Below are 15,663 nucleotides of genomic sequence, written 5' to 3'. Positions count from 1 at the left end.
CCGTCGTGGCGTCAGCCCTCGTTCAGCGGCTTCGGGGTGATGACGGCGAAGGTGGCGCCCTGAGGGTCGGTCACCACCGCCATCCGGCCGGCCATCATGTCGAACGGCTGCTGAAGCGCCGCTCCGCCGGCCGCGGTCACCTTCTTCACCGTCTCGTCGGTGTCCGCCACCGAGAAGTACGGCAGCCAGTGCGAGGGAGTGTCGGGTGGCATCTGCTCGGACATCGGCTGCATCCCGCCCACCGGGCGGTCGTTCACCTTGAGCGCGTAGTAGTTGTCGGCGCCTTCCAAGGGGGTGCTCTCGATGCCGAGGGCGGCCTGGTAGAAGGCAGTTGCTGCGGAGCGGTCGGTGGTGTTGAGCTCGTTCCAGATCAGCGCGCCGTGCTCATTGACGATGCCCGCGCCGGGGAAGTCCACCGCCTGCCAGACGCCGAACACCGCCCCGGTGGGGTCGGCCGCGATACACATCCTGCCGAGCGTCATCACGTCCATGACGGGCATCAGGATCGTGCCGCCGGCATTGCTCACCGCCTGCGAGGCGGTGTCCGCGTCGGCGGCGGCCAGGTAGGTGGTCCATACGGTCGGCGGCGGGGGCTGGCCGCCCATCGACATCGCGGCCATGATGCCGGCCACCGGCTTGCCGTTCAGTTCGCACACCGCGTAGCCGCCGGTCTCGGAGGGCCCGATCTCGCCGGTCCAGCCGAAGACGCTGGAGTAGAAGTCGATGGCGGCTTGCTGGTCAGGGGCCGCGAGATCGACCCAGCAGGGTGTCCCGGGCTGATACGGAGAGGTGACTTCAGGCATCGTGGCCTCCTCGAGGGGGCGCCGCCCACGCCGTGGCGGCATGGGCAAGGAGCAGGGCAGAGCAAAGCGGAGTGTCGCCCCGGCGGCGCACCGCCAAGGCCGCACCACGCTCACCCTCCACACTTCCTGGCGTCCGCCGAGCCCGCCACTCGGACCGGTCGTACGCCACGGTGCCGCCCGTAGCTGCCGGGCGGCACCGTGGAAGGGCGACGGTCAGGCCATGTCGAAGGTGGCCGGGTCCGGGCCGAGGCGCTGGCCGGCGTCCAGACCGGCGAGCGCGCCGAGGTCCGCGTCGTCCAGCTCGAAGCCGAAGACGTCGATGTTCTCGGCGATCCGCGAGGGGGTGACGGACTTCGGAATGACGACATTGCCCAGCTGGAGGTGCCAGCGCAGCACCACCTGGGCGGCCGTCTTGCCGTGCTTGGCGGCGAGCCCGGCGATCGTCGGGTCCTCGAGCAGCCCCTTGCCCTGGCCAAGCGGCGACCAGGCCTCGGTCGCGATGCCGTGCCGGGCGTGGAAGGCGCGGGACTCGGCCTGCTGGAACTGCGGGTGCAGTTCGATCTGGTTGACGGCCGGGACGACGGAGCTCTCGCCCAGCAGCCGCTCCAGATGGGCGGGCTGGAAGTTCGAGACGCCGATCGCCTTGGCGCGGCCGTCCGCGTAGATCTTCTCGAAGGCCTTGTACGTGTCGAGGTACCTGTCCCGGGCCGGGAGCGGCCAGTGGATCAGATAGAGATCCACGTACTCCAGGCCGAGCTTGGTCAGGGAGGCGTCGAAAGCGCGCAGCGCGGAGTCGTAGCCCTGCTCGGAGTTCCACAGCTTGGTCGTGACGAACAGTTCGTCACGGGGGATACCGGAAGCGGCGAGCGCCTTGCCCGTGCCCTCTTCGTTGCCGTAGATCGCCGCGGTGTCGATGCTGCGGTACCCGGCCTTCAGGGCCTGGCTCACGGCGGTGAACGCCTGGTCGTCCTCGATCTGCCAGACACCGAAGCCGAGCTGCGGCATCGCGATGCCGTTGTTGAGCGTGATGGACGGAACCTTGCTCACGGGGGAATCGGTCCTTACGTCGACGTTCGTGTTCCGGAGGGTTCAACGATCATCGGACGCCCCACATTCCCCCGCACGCCGGCCGTCAGTTCGCAGAGAGTGAACGCCCCGGCCGCGAGCACCACGACGCCGGCGAAGAGCTCCAGGGCGCCGACGAGACCCGGCAGCCCGGCGGGGACCGCGGACACCCCGGGGGAGAGGCCTTCGGTCACCGCCTGTCCCAGCCACAGACAGCCCCCGCAGCCGAAGGCCGCGGCGCTGCCGGCCCAGGCCATGACGAGCGGTGTCCGCACCCGCAGCCCGGACCACAGGCCGGGCAGGGCCAGGAGCAGCAGGCCACCGGCGCCGATGAGGGAGAACAGGCCCTGGGCGCAGTCCGCGGCGGAGGTGAGGACATTGCCGTTGTCCGCCGCGGCCGGGTCCTCGCCCAGCGTCGAGCCCGCACCCCACAGGACCCGGACCGTGCCCGTCGCCGCCAGCACCACCGCGGCGGGCACCAGGAAGATCCGCTGTAGCGCCCGGGTTCCGGTGTCCGGGAGCTCGCGCAGCGGCCGGCGCAGCAGCCCGCCCCAGCGCTGGTGCGCGTACAGGACGAAGGCGCCCAGGAGGGTGACGCTCTCGACGAGGAAACCGCCGTAGACGACGCCGAAGACCCAGGGGGCGAGGAAATCGCCGGCAGCCATCGGATGGGCGGCGCCGGTGAGCAGTCCGGTGACGGTGCCCCCGACGAAGCCCGTCATCAGCGGCAGGAGCAGCCCGGACGCCATCCACAGCGGGAACGCCAGCAGCCAGGCCGGGGTGCGCAGGCCCGCCGGGCGGGTCAGGGTGTGCGCCACCACCGCCGCGACGGCATCGAGGAGGAAGGTGACGGCGTTGGCGGCCACCCAGACGCCGCGGCCGAGGCGCTCGGTGTCGACGACACCGATGTCGAAGCCCAGCACCCACAGCAGCTTGAGCGTGAGGTACGGGGCACAGGCGATGACCGCGATCCGGCCGAGCAGGGTGAGACGGCGAGAGTCCATGGCCCCGACCCTGCCGGGCACCGCCGCGGTGGACGTCGGGCCTGCGGGCGATCCGGCTCCGCCGTACGGGGGAGCCGGTCGTGGCGGCGACCGAACGGGGCACGCGCGGCTGCGTCACGCCTGGTACAGCGCGTCCACCTCCGCCGAGTACGCCGTCTCGATCGCCTTGCGCTTCAGCTTCAGCGACGGCGTCAGCAGCCCGTGCTCCTCGCTGAACTGGTTGGCCAGTATCCGGAACGTACGGATCGACTCGGCCTGCGAGACCAGGGTGTTGGCGGCGACCACGGCGCGCCGGATCTCGGTCTCCAGGTCCGGATCGCGCACCAGGTCCGTCGGCGGCATCTCCGGCTTGCCGCGCATGGCCAGCCAGTGGGCGACCGCCTCCGGGTCCAGCGTCACCAGGGCGGCGATGAACGGCCGGTCGTTGCCGACGACGATGCACTGGGCGACCAGCGGATGCGCCCGCACCCGGTCCTCCAGACCCACCGGCGAGACCGTCTTGCCACCGGAGGTGACCAGGACCTCCTTCTTCCGCCCGGTGATCGTCAGATAGCCGTCCTCGTCGAGCGCGCCCAGGTCACCGGTGGAGAACCAGCCGTCGTGCAGCACGGCATCGGTCGCCTTGGCGTCGTTGTGGTAGCCCTGGAAGATCTGGCCGCCGTACAGCCAGATCTCGCCGTCCTCGGCGATGTGCACGGTGGTGCCGGGAATGGGGGTGCCGACGGTGCCGTAGCGGGTCCGCTCGGGCGGGTTGGCGGTGGCGGCCGCGGTGCTCTCCGTCAGGCCGTAGCCCTCGAAGATCCGCACCCCGGCGCCGGCGAAGAACAGCCCGAGCCGGCGCTCCATCGCCGAGCCGCCCGACATCGCGTACCGCATCCGGCCGCCCATCGCCGTACGGACCTTGCTGTAGACCAGCTTGTCGAAGAGCTGGTGCTGCATCCGCAGCGAGGCGCTGGGGCCGGAGCCGAGGCCGAACGCCTTGTTCTCCTGCGCCTCGGCATAACGGCCCGCGATCTCGACCGCCTTGTCGAACGGCCCGAGCTTGCCGTCGGCCTCCGCCTTGCGCCGGGCCGCGGCGAAGACCTTCTCGAAGATGTACGGCACCGCCAGGATGAACGTCGGCCGGAAGGCCTGGAGATCGGGCAGCAGCGCACGGGCCGCCAGCTCCGGCTGGTGCCCCAGCTTGACCCGGCCGCGGATCGCGGCGACCTGCACCATCCGCCCGAAGACGTGCGCCAGGGGCAGGAACAGCAGCGTTGCCGCCTCCTCGCCCGCCTTCGAGGTGAACACCGTCTCGTAGCGCATGACGATGTTGTCGGACTCGGCCATGAAATTGGCGTGTGTGATCACACAGCCCTTGGGGCGGCCGGTGGTGCCGGAGGTGTAGATGATCGTGGCCGTGGCCTCCGGGGTGACGGCCATGCGGTGGCGGTGCACCACCTCGTCGTCGATGTGCGCACCGGCCGCGGTCAGTTCGGCCACCGGGTCGGCGTCCAGCTGCCACAGCTTGCGCAGCTGCGGAAGCCGGTCGATCACCGAGCCGACGGTCATCGCATGGTCCTCGTGCTCGACCAGGCAGGCCGAGACGCCCGCGTTGTGCAGCATCCAGAAGACCTGCTCGGCCGAGGACGTGGGATACAGCGGCACGGACTGGGCGCCGACCGACCAGAGCGCGAAGTCGAACAGGGTCCACTCGTAGCGCGTACGGGACATGATGCCGACCCGGTCGCCGAACCGGACGCCTTGGGCGAGCAGGCCCTTGGCCAGCGCGAGGACCTCGTCCCGGAACTGTCCGGCGGTGACGTCCTGCCAGTCGCCCGCGTCGTCCTTACGCGCCAGAGCGACGCGGTCGGGGTCGGCCTCGGCGTGGTCGTAGACGGCATCCGCCAGCCCGCCGACCCGGGGCGCGGTCGCCAAAGGCGGGACGGTGAACTCGCGCAATGACCCAGCTCCTCGTGGTGTTGCTCACAAGGCCGCGACCGTACCCCACGGGAACGACATCCGGCAGTGCCGTACCACGGCGTGAACGCGCCCCCACGTGAACTGGCCAACCGGAGAAATCGGGTTACTTTGGGGGAGCACGGACATGATCCAGTGGCATCGACGCCGTACGCTCACGACGCCGGGACCATATCTGCACCAAATCTCTGCACCTGACACCGATTCGGGCGCCGGGCCCGCACGAGCCGCCCAGGATGGGCCCGCAGCTACGGGAGCTGCAGTCTGTCACCGCCCGCGAGGATCGCGGCGGCCAGCGCCTCCGCCGGGCCGCGCGCCGCACGGTCGCGCTCGCCGTGGAGGAGGACGAAGTCCACCTCACCCAGGTCCGGCAGTCCGGCGCGCGCCGGGGTCTGGACCAGGCCTGGCGGGATCATGCCCCTCGTATGTGCCATGACGCCCAGACCTGCCCGGGTTGCGGCGATCAGTCCGTTCAGGCTTCCGCTGGTGCAGGTGATCCGCCACTGCCGGCCGTGCCGCTCCAGCGCCTCCAGTGCACGGGCCCGGGTCACCGCCGGGGGCGGGTAGACGACCAGCGGCACCGGCCGCTCCGGGTCCAGCCGCAGCCGTTCGGCGCCCACCCACACCAGCCGGTCGCGCCATACGAGCCGGCCGCGTGAGTCCTGCGAGCGCCGTTTGGCAAGGACGAGATCGAGCCGCCCGGCCGCCAGCAGCTCGTGCAGGGTTCCCGAAAGCTCCACGGTCAGCTCCAGATCGACCTCGGGGTGCTCCCGCCGGAACCCTTCGAGCACCTCCGGCATCCGGGTCAGCACAAAGTCCTCGGAGGCGCCGAAGCGGAGCCGGCCACGCAGCCTGGTACCCGCGAAGAAGCCCGCGGCCCGCTCGTTCGCCTCCAGGATCGTGCGGGCGAAACCGAGCATCGCCTCCCCGTCCTCGGTCAGCTGCACGCCGTGGGTGTCCCGGACGAACAGCCGCCGCCCGGCGGCCTCCTCCAGCTTGCGTACATGCTGGCTCACGGTCGACTGCCGCAGCCCGAGCCGGTGCGCGGCCTGCGTGAAGCTCAGCGTCTGCGCCACCGCGAGAAAGGTACGCAGCTGCACGGGCTCGAACATGACCCCTCACCCCTCGTCGCTCATCACAATCCATGATGACAGTGACAACAGTAAGAGGGGTTCCCGATTGCCGCCCCTCCCGGCACCCTGGAGGGCACCGCCCGGGCCACCGCCCGAGAGCCGCCGACCGAAGAGAGACCATGCGCCACCCGTTGCCCAAGCTGCCCTCCTGGCTGCCCGTGGACGGCTTTGTCCTCGCGCTCATGGCCACCGTCGCGCTGGCCGCGCTGCTGCCCGCCCGGGGGCCGGCCGCCACGGTCGCCGACGGCGCCGCCACCGGAGCCGTGGCGCTGCTCTTCTTCCTCTACGGCACCCGGCTCTCCACCGGCGAGGCACTGGCAGGCCTGCGCCACTGGCGGCTCCACCTCACCGTCCTGGCCTGCACCTTCGCCGTCTTCCCGGTGCTCGGGCTGGCCGCCCGCGCCCTGGTCCCCGCGGTCCTGCCGCCGACGCTCTACACCGGGCTGCTGTTCCTGTGCCTGGTGCCCTCCACGGTCCAGTCCTCGATCGCCTTCACCTCGCTCGCCCGCGGCAATGTCGCGGCGGCTATCTGCGCCGGCTCGTTCTCCAGCATCGTGGGCATCGTCGTCACCCCGCTGCTGGCCGGGCTCGTACTGCCCGGGAACGGCGGCGGCTTCTCGGCCGACTCCCTGGTCTCGATCGTCTGCCAGCTGCTCCTGCCGTTCCTGGCCGGGCAGTTGCTGCGCCGGTGGACCGGCGGCATCATCGCCCGCCACAAGAAGGCCCTCGGATATGTGGACCGCGGCTCGATCCTGCTCGTCGTCTACACCGCCTTCAGCGCCGGCGTGGTCCAGGGCGTCTGGCACCAGGTCTCGCCGCTGCGGCTGCTGTGCCTGCTGGGCGTGGAGGCGGTGCTCCTCGCGGTGATGCTGACGACCACCTCGTACGGCGGGAAGAGGCTCGGCTTCCCCCGCGCGGACCGGATCGCCCTCACCTTCGCCGGCTCCAAGAAGAGCCTGGCCGCCGGCCTCCCCATGGCCAGCGTCCTCTTCGGCGCCCAGGCCGGCCTGATGGTGCTGCCGCTGATGCTGTTCCACCAGATGCAGTTGATGGTGTGTGCGGTGCTGGCGCGGCGGTACGCGGACCGTGCGGTGCCGGAGCCGCGGCGGGAGTCCCCGCCCGCCGCGGCGGCGGTGGACCGACGGACCGAGGCGCCGGCTGCCCGCTAGCGGACCCGGTCCAGCGACAGCCCCAGCACCAAAGGCGCCCGCACCGACGCCTCGTCCGTCCGTACACCGGACAGCTCCGCATCGGTCAGCGCCCGCCGGTAGACCCGTACGTCGTCCAGTGCGCCGGTGAACTGGGCGCGGCTGTCCGGCTTCTGGCCAAGGTGTACGCCGAAGACCGAGCCGCGGCTGACCGTACCGGGGACATCGGCGACGACGGTGGTCTCGGTGCCGTCCACGGTGAGCAGCAGCCGTCCGTCGGTGCGGCGCAGCGCCAGATGGTGCCATCCGCCGTCGTTGTACGCCTTGCCGGTCCCGGCCTGGGCGGTGGCGGCGGGCCGGGCACCGTCGACCGCGGTGAGCCGGGCGACGAGCCGGCCGTTCCTGGGGTCGCCCTCCACCGCGACCTGCGGGGTCCTGGTGCCCACCCCTCCCATCCACAACAGCGGCTGTTCACCGCTCCCGGCGTCGTAGCGGAACCAGAGGCTGCATGTGAAGTCGTGGGTGCCCAGGGGGAGGGAGTTGCGGAAGGGCAGGCGGACCGCGTCGTCCTTGCCGTCGAAGGAGAGGGCCTTGCCGAAGCGGCCGTCGGTGGGGCTCGCACCGCCTAGGACGAGAGCGGGCCGGGCACCGGGCGCGCGGTCCCGGGTCGTCGGGTCGGGGGCGCGGCGCGGGCCGAGCCAGTCCTCGGTGAAGCGGACGAAGCGGATCTCGTCCCGGGCGTCGACCGCGCCACCCTCGTACATCAGGCCGGTGACGTCGGGGGAGATGGCGACCAGGTCCGAGTAGCCGGACCAGTCGGTGGTGACCCGGGCACCGCGGTCGACGCCCTCCCAGGTACGGCCCTCGTCCCAGGACGAGCGGATGGTCATGGTCCGGCGGCGGTCGGGGTCGGCGGGCGCGGCGAACAGGGTGCGGCTGCGGCCGCCCGCGGCGGGTGAGTGCGGCAGGCGCAGCGCCGAGCCCTGCACCATCGGCGAGTAGAGGCCGGGGAGGGCGCGGAACGGCGCGGCGAAGGAGTCGGCGCCGTCGCGGCTGACCGCCGCGGTGCGGTGACCGAGGTCGGTGCCGTCCTGCTCACGGCCGTTGACGTAGACCGAGCCGTCGGAGCGCTCCAGGAGGGTCATCTCGGAGGGCTTCTGACGGAAGGTGCCGTCCGCGGCGATGGGCCAGGTGTCCAGCGCGCCGACCTTCCAGGTGGCGCCGCCGTCGTCGCTGTGGATCAGCGCGGCGTGGTTGGCGGTGACCCGGTTGTCCGCATAGCTCTCGGAGTTTATGCCGAAGACCAGCCGGCCGGCGTGCCGTCCGCGGGTGAGCTGGATGCCGTGCACCGGCCCGGTGGCGTACCAGGAATTCCACTGCGGGGGCCGGATGCTGGGGGTCAGGTCCCGGGGCGGTGACCAGGTCGCGCCGTCGTCGTCGCTGTACTGGAGGTGCGGGGTGCGGTCGCAGGGGACATCGCAGCTGAGACCGTCGGTACGGCCCTTGTTGTAGGTCTCGGCGAGGACGATCCGGCCGGTGCGACGGTCCACGATCGGCGCGGGGTTGCCGTGGGTGTCCCCGTTGCCGTGGTTGATGACCTGGAGCGGGCCCCAGGTGCGGCCGCCGTCGGTGGAGCGCTTGAGGACGAGGTCGATATCGCCGGAGTCGCCGCAGTCGTGGCGCCGGCCCTCGGCGAACGCCAGCAGGGTGCCGCGCTCGGACTTGACGACGGCCGGTATACGGAAGCAGAAGTAGCCCTGTTCCCGGGAGGCTTTGAAGAGGATCTGCTGCTCGAAGCCGTCGACGGGGGGCGACACCGTGGGGGAGGAGGCACCCGACGCCCCGTCAGGTGCCGCATGGGCAGGGGCGGTCGGCAGGAGCGCGAGGGCGGTGGCGGTGAACGCCGCGAGCAGACCGGTCGCGCGGCGGCGCCGGGGTCTGCTGCGGGGGCTGGGGTGTGCGCGGAGAACTGACGTCATGGTCCGGCCTGCCCTTCGAGGCATCGGCGGTCGGGTCATCAGGACATCCAACGTCCTATGTGCATCCCTGACGGAAGCTACTGCCGCGTGTGGACCGCCACAAGGAGCCTGCGTCGGTTCTCCGCCCCGCAGCCGGAATTCACTCTCCCGGCTCGCAGGCACTGCGTCCGGAGCGCCGCGAGCGCCGGGAGTGCCGGGTGCGTGGCGCGGGCCGGCTGTGCCGGGCGCGAAGGGTGTGCTGGGTGCGCCGGGCATGCCGTACGGCGGGACGTGAACCGGATACACACCGGGTACGCGCCGGATACGCGCCGGGTGCGCAACCGAATACGCACCGGGCCCGTCATCCAGGCCGGGACGTACCCCGGCGCCGGCCGCGGCGCCGCGCCCCTCGTGCCCCGCACCCGCCGCACCTCACGGCCGCAGCACCACCTTGCCGAGATTGGCCCGCGCCTCGATGATCTCGTGTGCCTTCGCCGCCTCGTCCAGCGGGAGTTCGGCATGGACCACGGCCCGCAGTCGGCCGGCTCCGGCCAGCTCCCACAGCTGCGCGCGATGCTGTTCGTACAGCTCTCGGTGGACGGTGGAGAACCGGCGCATCGTCAGACCCGTGAGGGTCTTGGAACCTGCCAGCAGTTCGTACGCCGGGACCGTGCCGCCACCGGAGTTGAAGAAGATCAGCCGTCCGCCCTCCGCCAGGGCGGCCAGTGCGCGTGGCAGCAGTTCACCGCCGACGCCGTCCAGGACGATATCGACCGGCTCGCCCCAGGACTCCTGATCGTAGGTCACCACCTCATCGGCACCGAGCCCATGGAGGAATTCCGCCTTGGCCCTCGAACTGACGGCGGCCACCACCCGCGGTACCCCTTGGAGCTTGGCCAGTTGGACGGCGAGATGACCGGTGCCGCTGGCCGCGCCGGTGATCAGTACGGACTCGGCGCCCTGTGGCGCCGCGGTGCTCAGCGCGGCGAGCGCGACATGTCCGCTGCGCACCAGCGCCACCGCCTCCACCGCACTCGCGCCGTCCGGTATCCGGCTCGCCAGGAAGGCGGGCGCCAGGGCGAGTTCGGTGTACGAGCCCGTGAGGGTGAGCGAGGTGACGCGGTCGCCGACGGCGAAGCCGGTGACCTCGGGGCCGAGGGCGATGACCTCACCGGCGATCTCCCCGCCGGGCGTGCAGGGCAGTGGATCGCCACCGCCCTTGCCGTCGCCGCGGACCCGTCGCACGGACGGCAGGGTGACGCCGATCGCCTCGGTGCGCACCAGCAGTTCACCGGGTCCGGGCACCGGCGCCTCGGCCTCCTCGACGCGCAGGACCTCGGGGCCGCCATAGGTATGGAATCGGACACGGCGCATGGGCCGGCACCTCCGTGAAGGATGGCCGGTGGGCGCCGGCCGTATTTCATTGGGCTCCCCAACGATAATCGCAAACCATTGGGTTCGCCAACGGTTTTCCGGGATTTTTCGTTGGGGCACCCAATGGACCACGGGCTCCCTCGGTACGGTGACCCCATGGCCGACACCCCGTACGCCCCCAGCCGTATCCGCGCGCTCCCCAGCTGGCTGCTGGGCCGCGCCGCCGCCCGCGGCCACCGCCTGGTCGCCGACGCCCTCGCCGCCGAGGGCATGCGGATGATGCATCACGCCGTGCTGTCGGCGGTCGACGAACTCGGCCCGGTCTCCCAGGCGGCGCTCGCCCGGACCCTGGCCATCGACCCCAAGGACATGGTCGCGATCGTCAACGACCTGCAGAAGGACGGACTGGTCACCCGCACCCCGGACCCCACCGACCGGCGCAAGAACGCCGTCGCGATCTCCGCCGACGGCCGCCGGCGGCTGCGCCGTACCCAGCGGCTCGGCGACGAGGCCAATGCGGAGCTGACCGCGGCGCTGACCCCCGCCGAGCGCGAGCAGCTGATCGCGCTGCTGACCCGGATCGCCCTGCCGGGGGAGTGACCGCGCGGGCCTGGCCTCAGCCCGTGGCGGCCGCTGGGCTCAGGGCGAGGCGGTGCTCACCCGCGTACACGTTCATGGACGCGCCACGCAGAAACCCGACCAGGGTCAGCCCGGTCTCCTGCGCGAGATCCACCGCGAGCGAGGACGGCGCCGAGACCGCGGCCAGGACGGGGATCCCCGCCATCACGGCCTTCTGCGCCAGCTCGAACGACGCCCGCCCGGAGACCATCAGCACCGCCGACGACAGCGGCAGCCGCCCCTGCTGAAGCGCCCGTCCGACGACCTTGTCGACCGCGTTGTGCCGCCCCACGTCCTCCCGGACGTCCAGCAACTCCCCGTCCGTCGTGAACAGCGCCGCGGCATGCAGGCCCCCGGTCCGCTCGAACACCCGCTGGGCGGCGCGCAGCCGGTCGGGGAGGGCGGTGAGCGTCGCGGGCTCGATGCGGACCGGGGTGTCGGGGGAGGTGTCCAGCGGCCAGCGGGCGGTGGTGCGCACCGCGTCCAGGCTGGCCTTGCCGCACAGCCCGCACGACGACGTCGTATAGACATTGCGCTTCAGGCTGATGTCCGGGACCGGCACCCCGTCCGCGAGACGCACATCGACGACGTTGTACGTATTGGAGCCCTCGTCCGTCGCCCCGGCGCAGTAGACGATGTTCGCCAGCTCGTCGCCGGTGGCGAGCACGCCCTCGCTGACGAGGAAGCCGGCGGCCAGCGCGAAATCGTCACCGGGCGTCCGCATCGTGATCGCCAGCGGAGTGCCGCCGAGCCGGATCTCCAGCGGCTCTTCGGCGACAAGGGTGTCCGGGCGGGTGCTCACCACACCGTCGCGGATGCGGATCACCTTGCGTCGCTCCGTGACTCGTCCCATGCCTCGATCCGTCCCACTCGTTCCGCTAGGCGTCGCTGTATGTGCCGGAAGCCGCTGTACGTGCGGAAGCCGGCCCTCGGCGCACAGACTGCCGTGGGTCACCGGGTGGTCGTGCCGCGGGTGACCTCGACGAGGTCATTGTCCTGCACATGAGGGGGTGGCGGTGCCGCCGACGCCGCGGCATGTGCGGAGGGCCGTCACCGACGCGGTCCGGGGCAGGTGTGTCGGACGGCCGCACACCGGGGCGAAAAACGAGGGATGGATCCGCACGTGCGTGGGTAGAGGCCTGTTTCGAGGCCGCGGAGCTGCGGACGTGCTGCCCAGGGCCCCCGGCCCGGGCTTGCGCGGTCTGCGATGAGACGGCCCGGTGGTGGGTTCTGTGGGGGAGCCTGCCACCGGGCGTCCCCTTCCAGCCCGGTCGCCCGTCCGTGCGGGCAGGCCCGCGCGGTTCCAGCCCCTGTCCGATACGCGAGATCGACCCTGGCCGGCGGCCCCCGGCCGGGTAATGTGCAGTCGATCATCGAGCGACCAGGGATGGCGAGAGGCACATGGGCGAGGGCACAGTACCGACGGCCGGCGACGCGGCCTCCGTGGCCGATCAGGCGGCCCGGGAGCGACTGCTCTACCTGCGCAGCAGCATCGACAACCTCGACGCCGCCCTGGTCCATCTGCTCGCCGAGCGCTTCAAGTGCACCCAGCAGGTCGGCGAGCTCAAGGCCCGGCACAGCCTGCCGCCCGCCGACCCGGCCCGTGAGGCCGCCCAGATCGAGCGGCTGCGACGGCTGGCCGAAGACGCCCGGCTGGACCCGGCGTTCGCCGAGAAGTTCCTGAACTTCATCATCGACGAGGTGGTCCGCCACCACCGGGCGATCGCCGACCGTACGCAGGAGAAGGCGGGGGACCCCGCCGCCCCGGCCGTCCCCACCGAGCCCAGCGAACCCGCCGCCGGCTGACCTCGTACGCGGCCCGGCCGCCCGCGTCCGCCCAGCTGCCGCAGCGGCCCTGGTGAAGCACGCCGTCACCTCGACGTACCACCGAGCGCCGACCGAACTCACCGACCGCCACCGCGAGTTGATGCCCGCCGTCGAGGCGACTGAAGCGCAGCGCCCTCCCGCTCCCCGAGCTGGCGCGCTCGTCCTCTCCCGCCACCGGTTCGTCCACTCCCACCCACCGGTCGCCTCTCCCACCCACCGGTCTCTCCACTGCGGTCGCCTCTCCCACCCACCGGTCGCCTCACCCAGGTGGTCCTCTCGCCCACGAAGAGTGACACTCGCCATACCTGACGCCGGACCGTCCCGCTGTGCCAGCCCGCCCACTACCGTCCAGTAGCGGCTTCCCCGGGAGCCGCCCGAGCGCCACCACCCTGCCCCTCCGGCCGTGCACCGAGAGCGGAGACACCGATGGCCATCACACCCGCAAGCGCCCCGACCCTCATCCTGAAGCCCGGTACGTCCTGGCAGGACGCCTGGCAGCGCAGCCTGGGCGCCGCCCCCGAGGCGTTCCACGACGACCGGGCCCGCAACCTCTGGGCCGCGACCTGGCACCCGGACGGCGATCCGCTGCCCGCCGCCAGCCCCATCGACGGCACCCCCATCGCCGGCCCGCCCCGCCTCGACGCCGACACCGCGCGGCAGGCCGTACGCGCCTCCCTCGATCAGCACCGCGCCTGGCGGCAGGTCCCGCTCCCCGAACGCAAGGCGCGCATCGTCGCCACCCTCGACGCCCTCACCGAACACCGTGAACTGCTCGCGCTGCTCCTCGTCTGGGAGATCGGCAAGCCCTGGAAGCTCGCCCAGGCCGATGTCGACCGCGCCATCGACGGGGTGTGCTGGTACGTCGACGAGATCGACGGCATGCTCACCGACCGCACTCCCCTCCCCGGCCCGGTCAGCAACATCGCCAGCTGGAACTACCCGATGTCGGTGCTCATCCACGCGATGCTGGTCCAGGCGCTGGCCGGCAACGCCGTGATCGCCAAGACGCCCACCGACGGCGGCCTGGTCTGCCTCACCCTCGCCTGCGCCCTGGCGGCCCGCGAGGGCATCCCGGCGACCCTGGTCAGCGGCAGCGGCGGGGAGCTCTCGCCCGCCCTGGTCCGCGCACCGGAGATCGGCTGTGTCTCCTTCGTCGGCGGCCGGGACACCGGGGCCCGGGTCGCCACCGCCGTCGCCGACCTCGGCAAACGCCATGTCCTCGAACAGGAGGGCCTCAACACCTGGGGCATCTGGAACTTCACCGACTGGCAGTCCCTCACGCCCCTCCTCCGCAAGACCTTCGACTACGCCAAGCAGCGCTGCACCGCCTACCCCCGGTTCGTCGTCCAGCGCGAGGCCTTCGCCGACTTCCTCACCGCCTACCTCCCGGCCGTCCGCAGCGTCCGCTTCGGCCACCCGCTGGCCGTCGCCGCCCCCGAGGACCCGCTCCCCGAGCTCGACTTCGGCCCGCTGATCAACGCCGCCAAGGCCAAGGAACTCGCCGACCTCACGACGGAGGCCATCTCCCGCGGAGCCGTCCCCCTCCACCGCGGCACCCTCGCCGACGGCCACTTCCTCCCCGGCCAGGACACCTCCGCCTATCTCCCCCCGACCACCCTCCTGGCCCCGCCCCCGTCCTCCCCGCTCCACCACGCCGAGCCCTTCGGCCCCGTCGACACCCTCGTCCTCGTCGACACCGAGGCCGAGCTGCTGGCCGCCATGAACGCCAGCAACGGCGCCCTGGTCGCCAGCCTCTCCTGCGACGACAAGGAGACCTACGACCGCCTCGCCCCGCAGATCCGCGCCTTCAAGGTCGGCCACGGCAAGCCACGCTCCCGCGGCGACCGCGATGAGCTCTTCGGCGGCTTCGGCAACTCCTGGAGCGGCGCCTTCGTCGGCGGCGAACTCCTCGTCCACGCCGTGACCGAGGGCCCGGCCGGAGAACGCCTGCCGGGCAACTTCCCGGACTACCACCTGATGCCGTAGCCGATCACCGATCACCGATGGCCGACGGGCGATGGCCGATGGCCGTCGCCCGTGAGCCCCCGTCCCGATCCCTTACGCATCGGGACGGGGGCTGATCGGACGATTTGCCCCCTGTCGTCGATAAGTGCGGCTTATGGTCCGCACGGATACGCAGGTGAAAGGCTCTCCGAAACCTTGGTATGGTTGTCCATGTCGCCGCGGGGAACGCCCCGTGAAGATCACACCTAGTCCGGGTGGCGGAATGGCAGACGCGCTAGCTTGAGGTGCTAGTGCCCTTTATCGGGCGTGGGGGTTCAAGTCCCCCCTCGGACACCACGAAGAACGGCCCCTGATGAGGGGCTTTCTTCATGTCTGGGCAGTGGCGTGACCAACCACGTGACCAACGGCCCAGCGCATCTTCGGCAGGTCAGGAATGAGAGGCCGATCCGGCTGGCGCTGGAAGCGGCAGCTGTAGCCGGTTCCGGGCGGTCCGCCACCGTGCCAATACGTTCTCGGGATCTTGGGGACCGCCGGCCCGGCCACCCTTCTGGAGCTTGAAACCGTCCCTGGCGAACCCCAGGTCGTGATCGACCCACCCTGCCCCAGACGCTCTGACCAAGGTCAACGGCTCCTCCGTGGAGACCCCCAACGCCTTCGTGCCCGGCGAGGAAGCAGTGCCCGTGGCGCGTAGCAACCCGACCCCTACGGGAATGCTTCCGTTCCGGGGCCGCACGGCCCACTGTGCCGATGCCGTGCCAGGTGGGCCGGTAAACAACGGTCAACAGGGGACAGAGAGGCAGCCGGGCACA

General features: G+C 71.7%; 12 protein-coding genes and 1 tRNA gene. 5 read left to right on the top strand and 8 right to left on the bottom strand.

Annotated features, from left to right (window positions below; genetic code table 11):
• Positions 1-11 precede the first annotated feature (11 nt).
• The 5 genes from ACZ55A_RS08360 to ACZ55A_RS08340 form a co-directional block, all read right to left on the bottom strand.
• A complete protein-coding gene (locus ACZ55A_RS08360) occupies positions 12-803 on the bottom strand; it encodes a VOC family protein (RefSeq protein WP_468836077.1) in 792 nt (263 codons plus the stop codon).
• A gap of 213 nt (positions 804-1,016) precedes the next feature.
• A complete protein-coding gene (locus ACZ55A_RS08355; protein ID WP_468836075.1) occupies positions 1,017-1,850 on the bottom strand; it encodes an aldo/keto reductase in 834 nt (277 codons plus the stop codon).
• 14 nt (positions 1,851-1,864) lie between these two features.
• Entirely contained in the window at positions 1,865-2,872 is a 1,008-nt protein-coding gene (locus tag ACZ55A_RS08350) for a hypothetical protein (RefSeq protein WP_468836073.1), read from the bottom strand.
• Between the two features lie 114 nt (positions 2,873-2,986).
• Positions 2,987-4,813, bottom strand: coding sequence for an AMP-dependent synthetase/ligase (locus ACZ55A_RS08345; RefSeq protein WP_468836070.1), 1,827 nt, complete (start codon positions 4,811-4,813; stop codon positions 2,987-2,989).
• Between the two features lie 266 nt (positions 4,814-5,079).
• Positions 5,080-5,943, bottom strand: a complete 864-nt coding sequence (locus tag ACZ55A_RS08340; RefSeq protein ID WP_468836068.1) for a LysR family transcriptional regulator — start codon at positions 5,941-5,943, stop codon at positions 5,080-5,082.
• A gap of 140 nt (positions 5,944-6,083) precedes the next feature.
• Here ACZ55A_RS08340 and ACZ55A_RS08335 point away from each other — a divergent pair, with 140 nt between their 5' ends.
• Positions 6,084-7,133 (top strand): bile acid:sodium symporter family protein, encoded by a 1,050-nt coding sequence (locus ACZ55A_RS08335; RefSeq protein WP_468836065.1) that lies wholly within the window; start codon positions 6,084-6,086, stop codon positions 7,131-7,133.
• Here the strand turns inward: ACZ55A_RS08335 and ACZ55A_RS08330 are convergent.
• Together ACZ55A_RS08330 and ACZ55A_RS08325 are read right to left on the bottom strand one after the other, a co-directional pair.
• Positions 7,130-9,091, bottom strand: a complete 1,962-nt coding sequence (locus ACZ55A_RS08330) for an exo-alpha-sialidase (protein WP_468836063.1) — start codon at positions 9,089-9,091, stop codon at positions 7,130-7,132. The two genes, ACZ55A_RS08335 and ACZ55A_RS08330, sit on opposite strands and share 4 nt — an antisense overlap.
• 411 nt (positions 9,092-9,502) lie before the next feature.
• Positions 9,503-10,444: a quinone oxidoreductase family protein gene (locus tag ACZ55A_RS08325; protein WP_468836061.1), complete on the bottom strand. Its 942-nt coding sequence runs from the start codon at positions 10,442-10,444 to the stop codon at positions 9,503-9,505.
• Positions 10,445-10,600: 156 nt separating this feature from the next.
• On the opposite strand from ACZ55A_RS08325, the gene ACZ55A_RS08320 reads away from it, so the two are divergent.
• The gene (locus ACZ55A_RS08320) at positions 10,601-11,044 is read left to right on the top strand and encodes a MarR family winged helix-turn-helix transcriptional regulator (protein WP_468836059.1); all 444 of its coding nucleotides are present in this window, start codon (positions 10,601-10,603) and stop codon (positions 11,042-11,044) included.
• Positions 11,045-11,060: 16 nt separating this feature from the next.
• Here ACZ55A_RS08320 and fdhD read toward each other — a convergent pair whose 3' ends face one another.
• Positions 11,061-11,915 carry a formate dehydrogenase accessory sulfurtransferase FdhD gene (gene fdhD / locus ACZ55A_RS08315; protein ID WP_468836056.1) on the bottom strand — a complete coding sequence of 285 codons (855 nt, stop codon included), beginning with the start codon at positions 11,913-11,915 and terminating at the stop codon, positions 11,061-11,063.
• Positions 11,916-12,463: 548 nt separating this feature from the next.
• Between fdhD and ACZ55A_RS08310 the strand changes: the two genes are divergently transcribed.
• The 3 genes from ACZ55A_RS08310 (at position 12,464) to ACZ55A_RS08300 (ending at position 15,190) form a co-directional block, all read left to right on the top strand.
• Positions 12,464-12,868, top strand: a complete 405-nt coding sequence (locus ACZ55A_RS08310) for a chorismate mutase (RefSeq protein ID WP_468836054.1) — start codon at positions 12,464-12,466, stop codon at positions 12,866-12,868.
• A gap of 447 nt (positions 12,869-13,315) precedes the next feature.
• Complete coding sequence (locus tag ACZ55A_RS08305; RefSeq protein WP_468836051.1) at positions 13,316-14,875, top strand: aldehyde dehydrogenase family protein; 1,560 nt, start codon at positions 13,316-13,318, stop codon at positions 14,873-14,875.
• A 227-nt stretch (positions 14,876-15,102) separates the two neighbouring features.
• Positions 15,103-15,190, top strand: a tRNA-Leu gene (locus ACZ55A_RS08300).
• Positions 15,191-15,663: the final 473 nt, after the last annotated feature.

The sequence above is a fragment of the Streptomyces sp. NPDC034111 genome (assembly GCF_055575375.1).
This window is presented reverse-complemented; position numbering and strand designations above follow the sequence as displayed.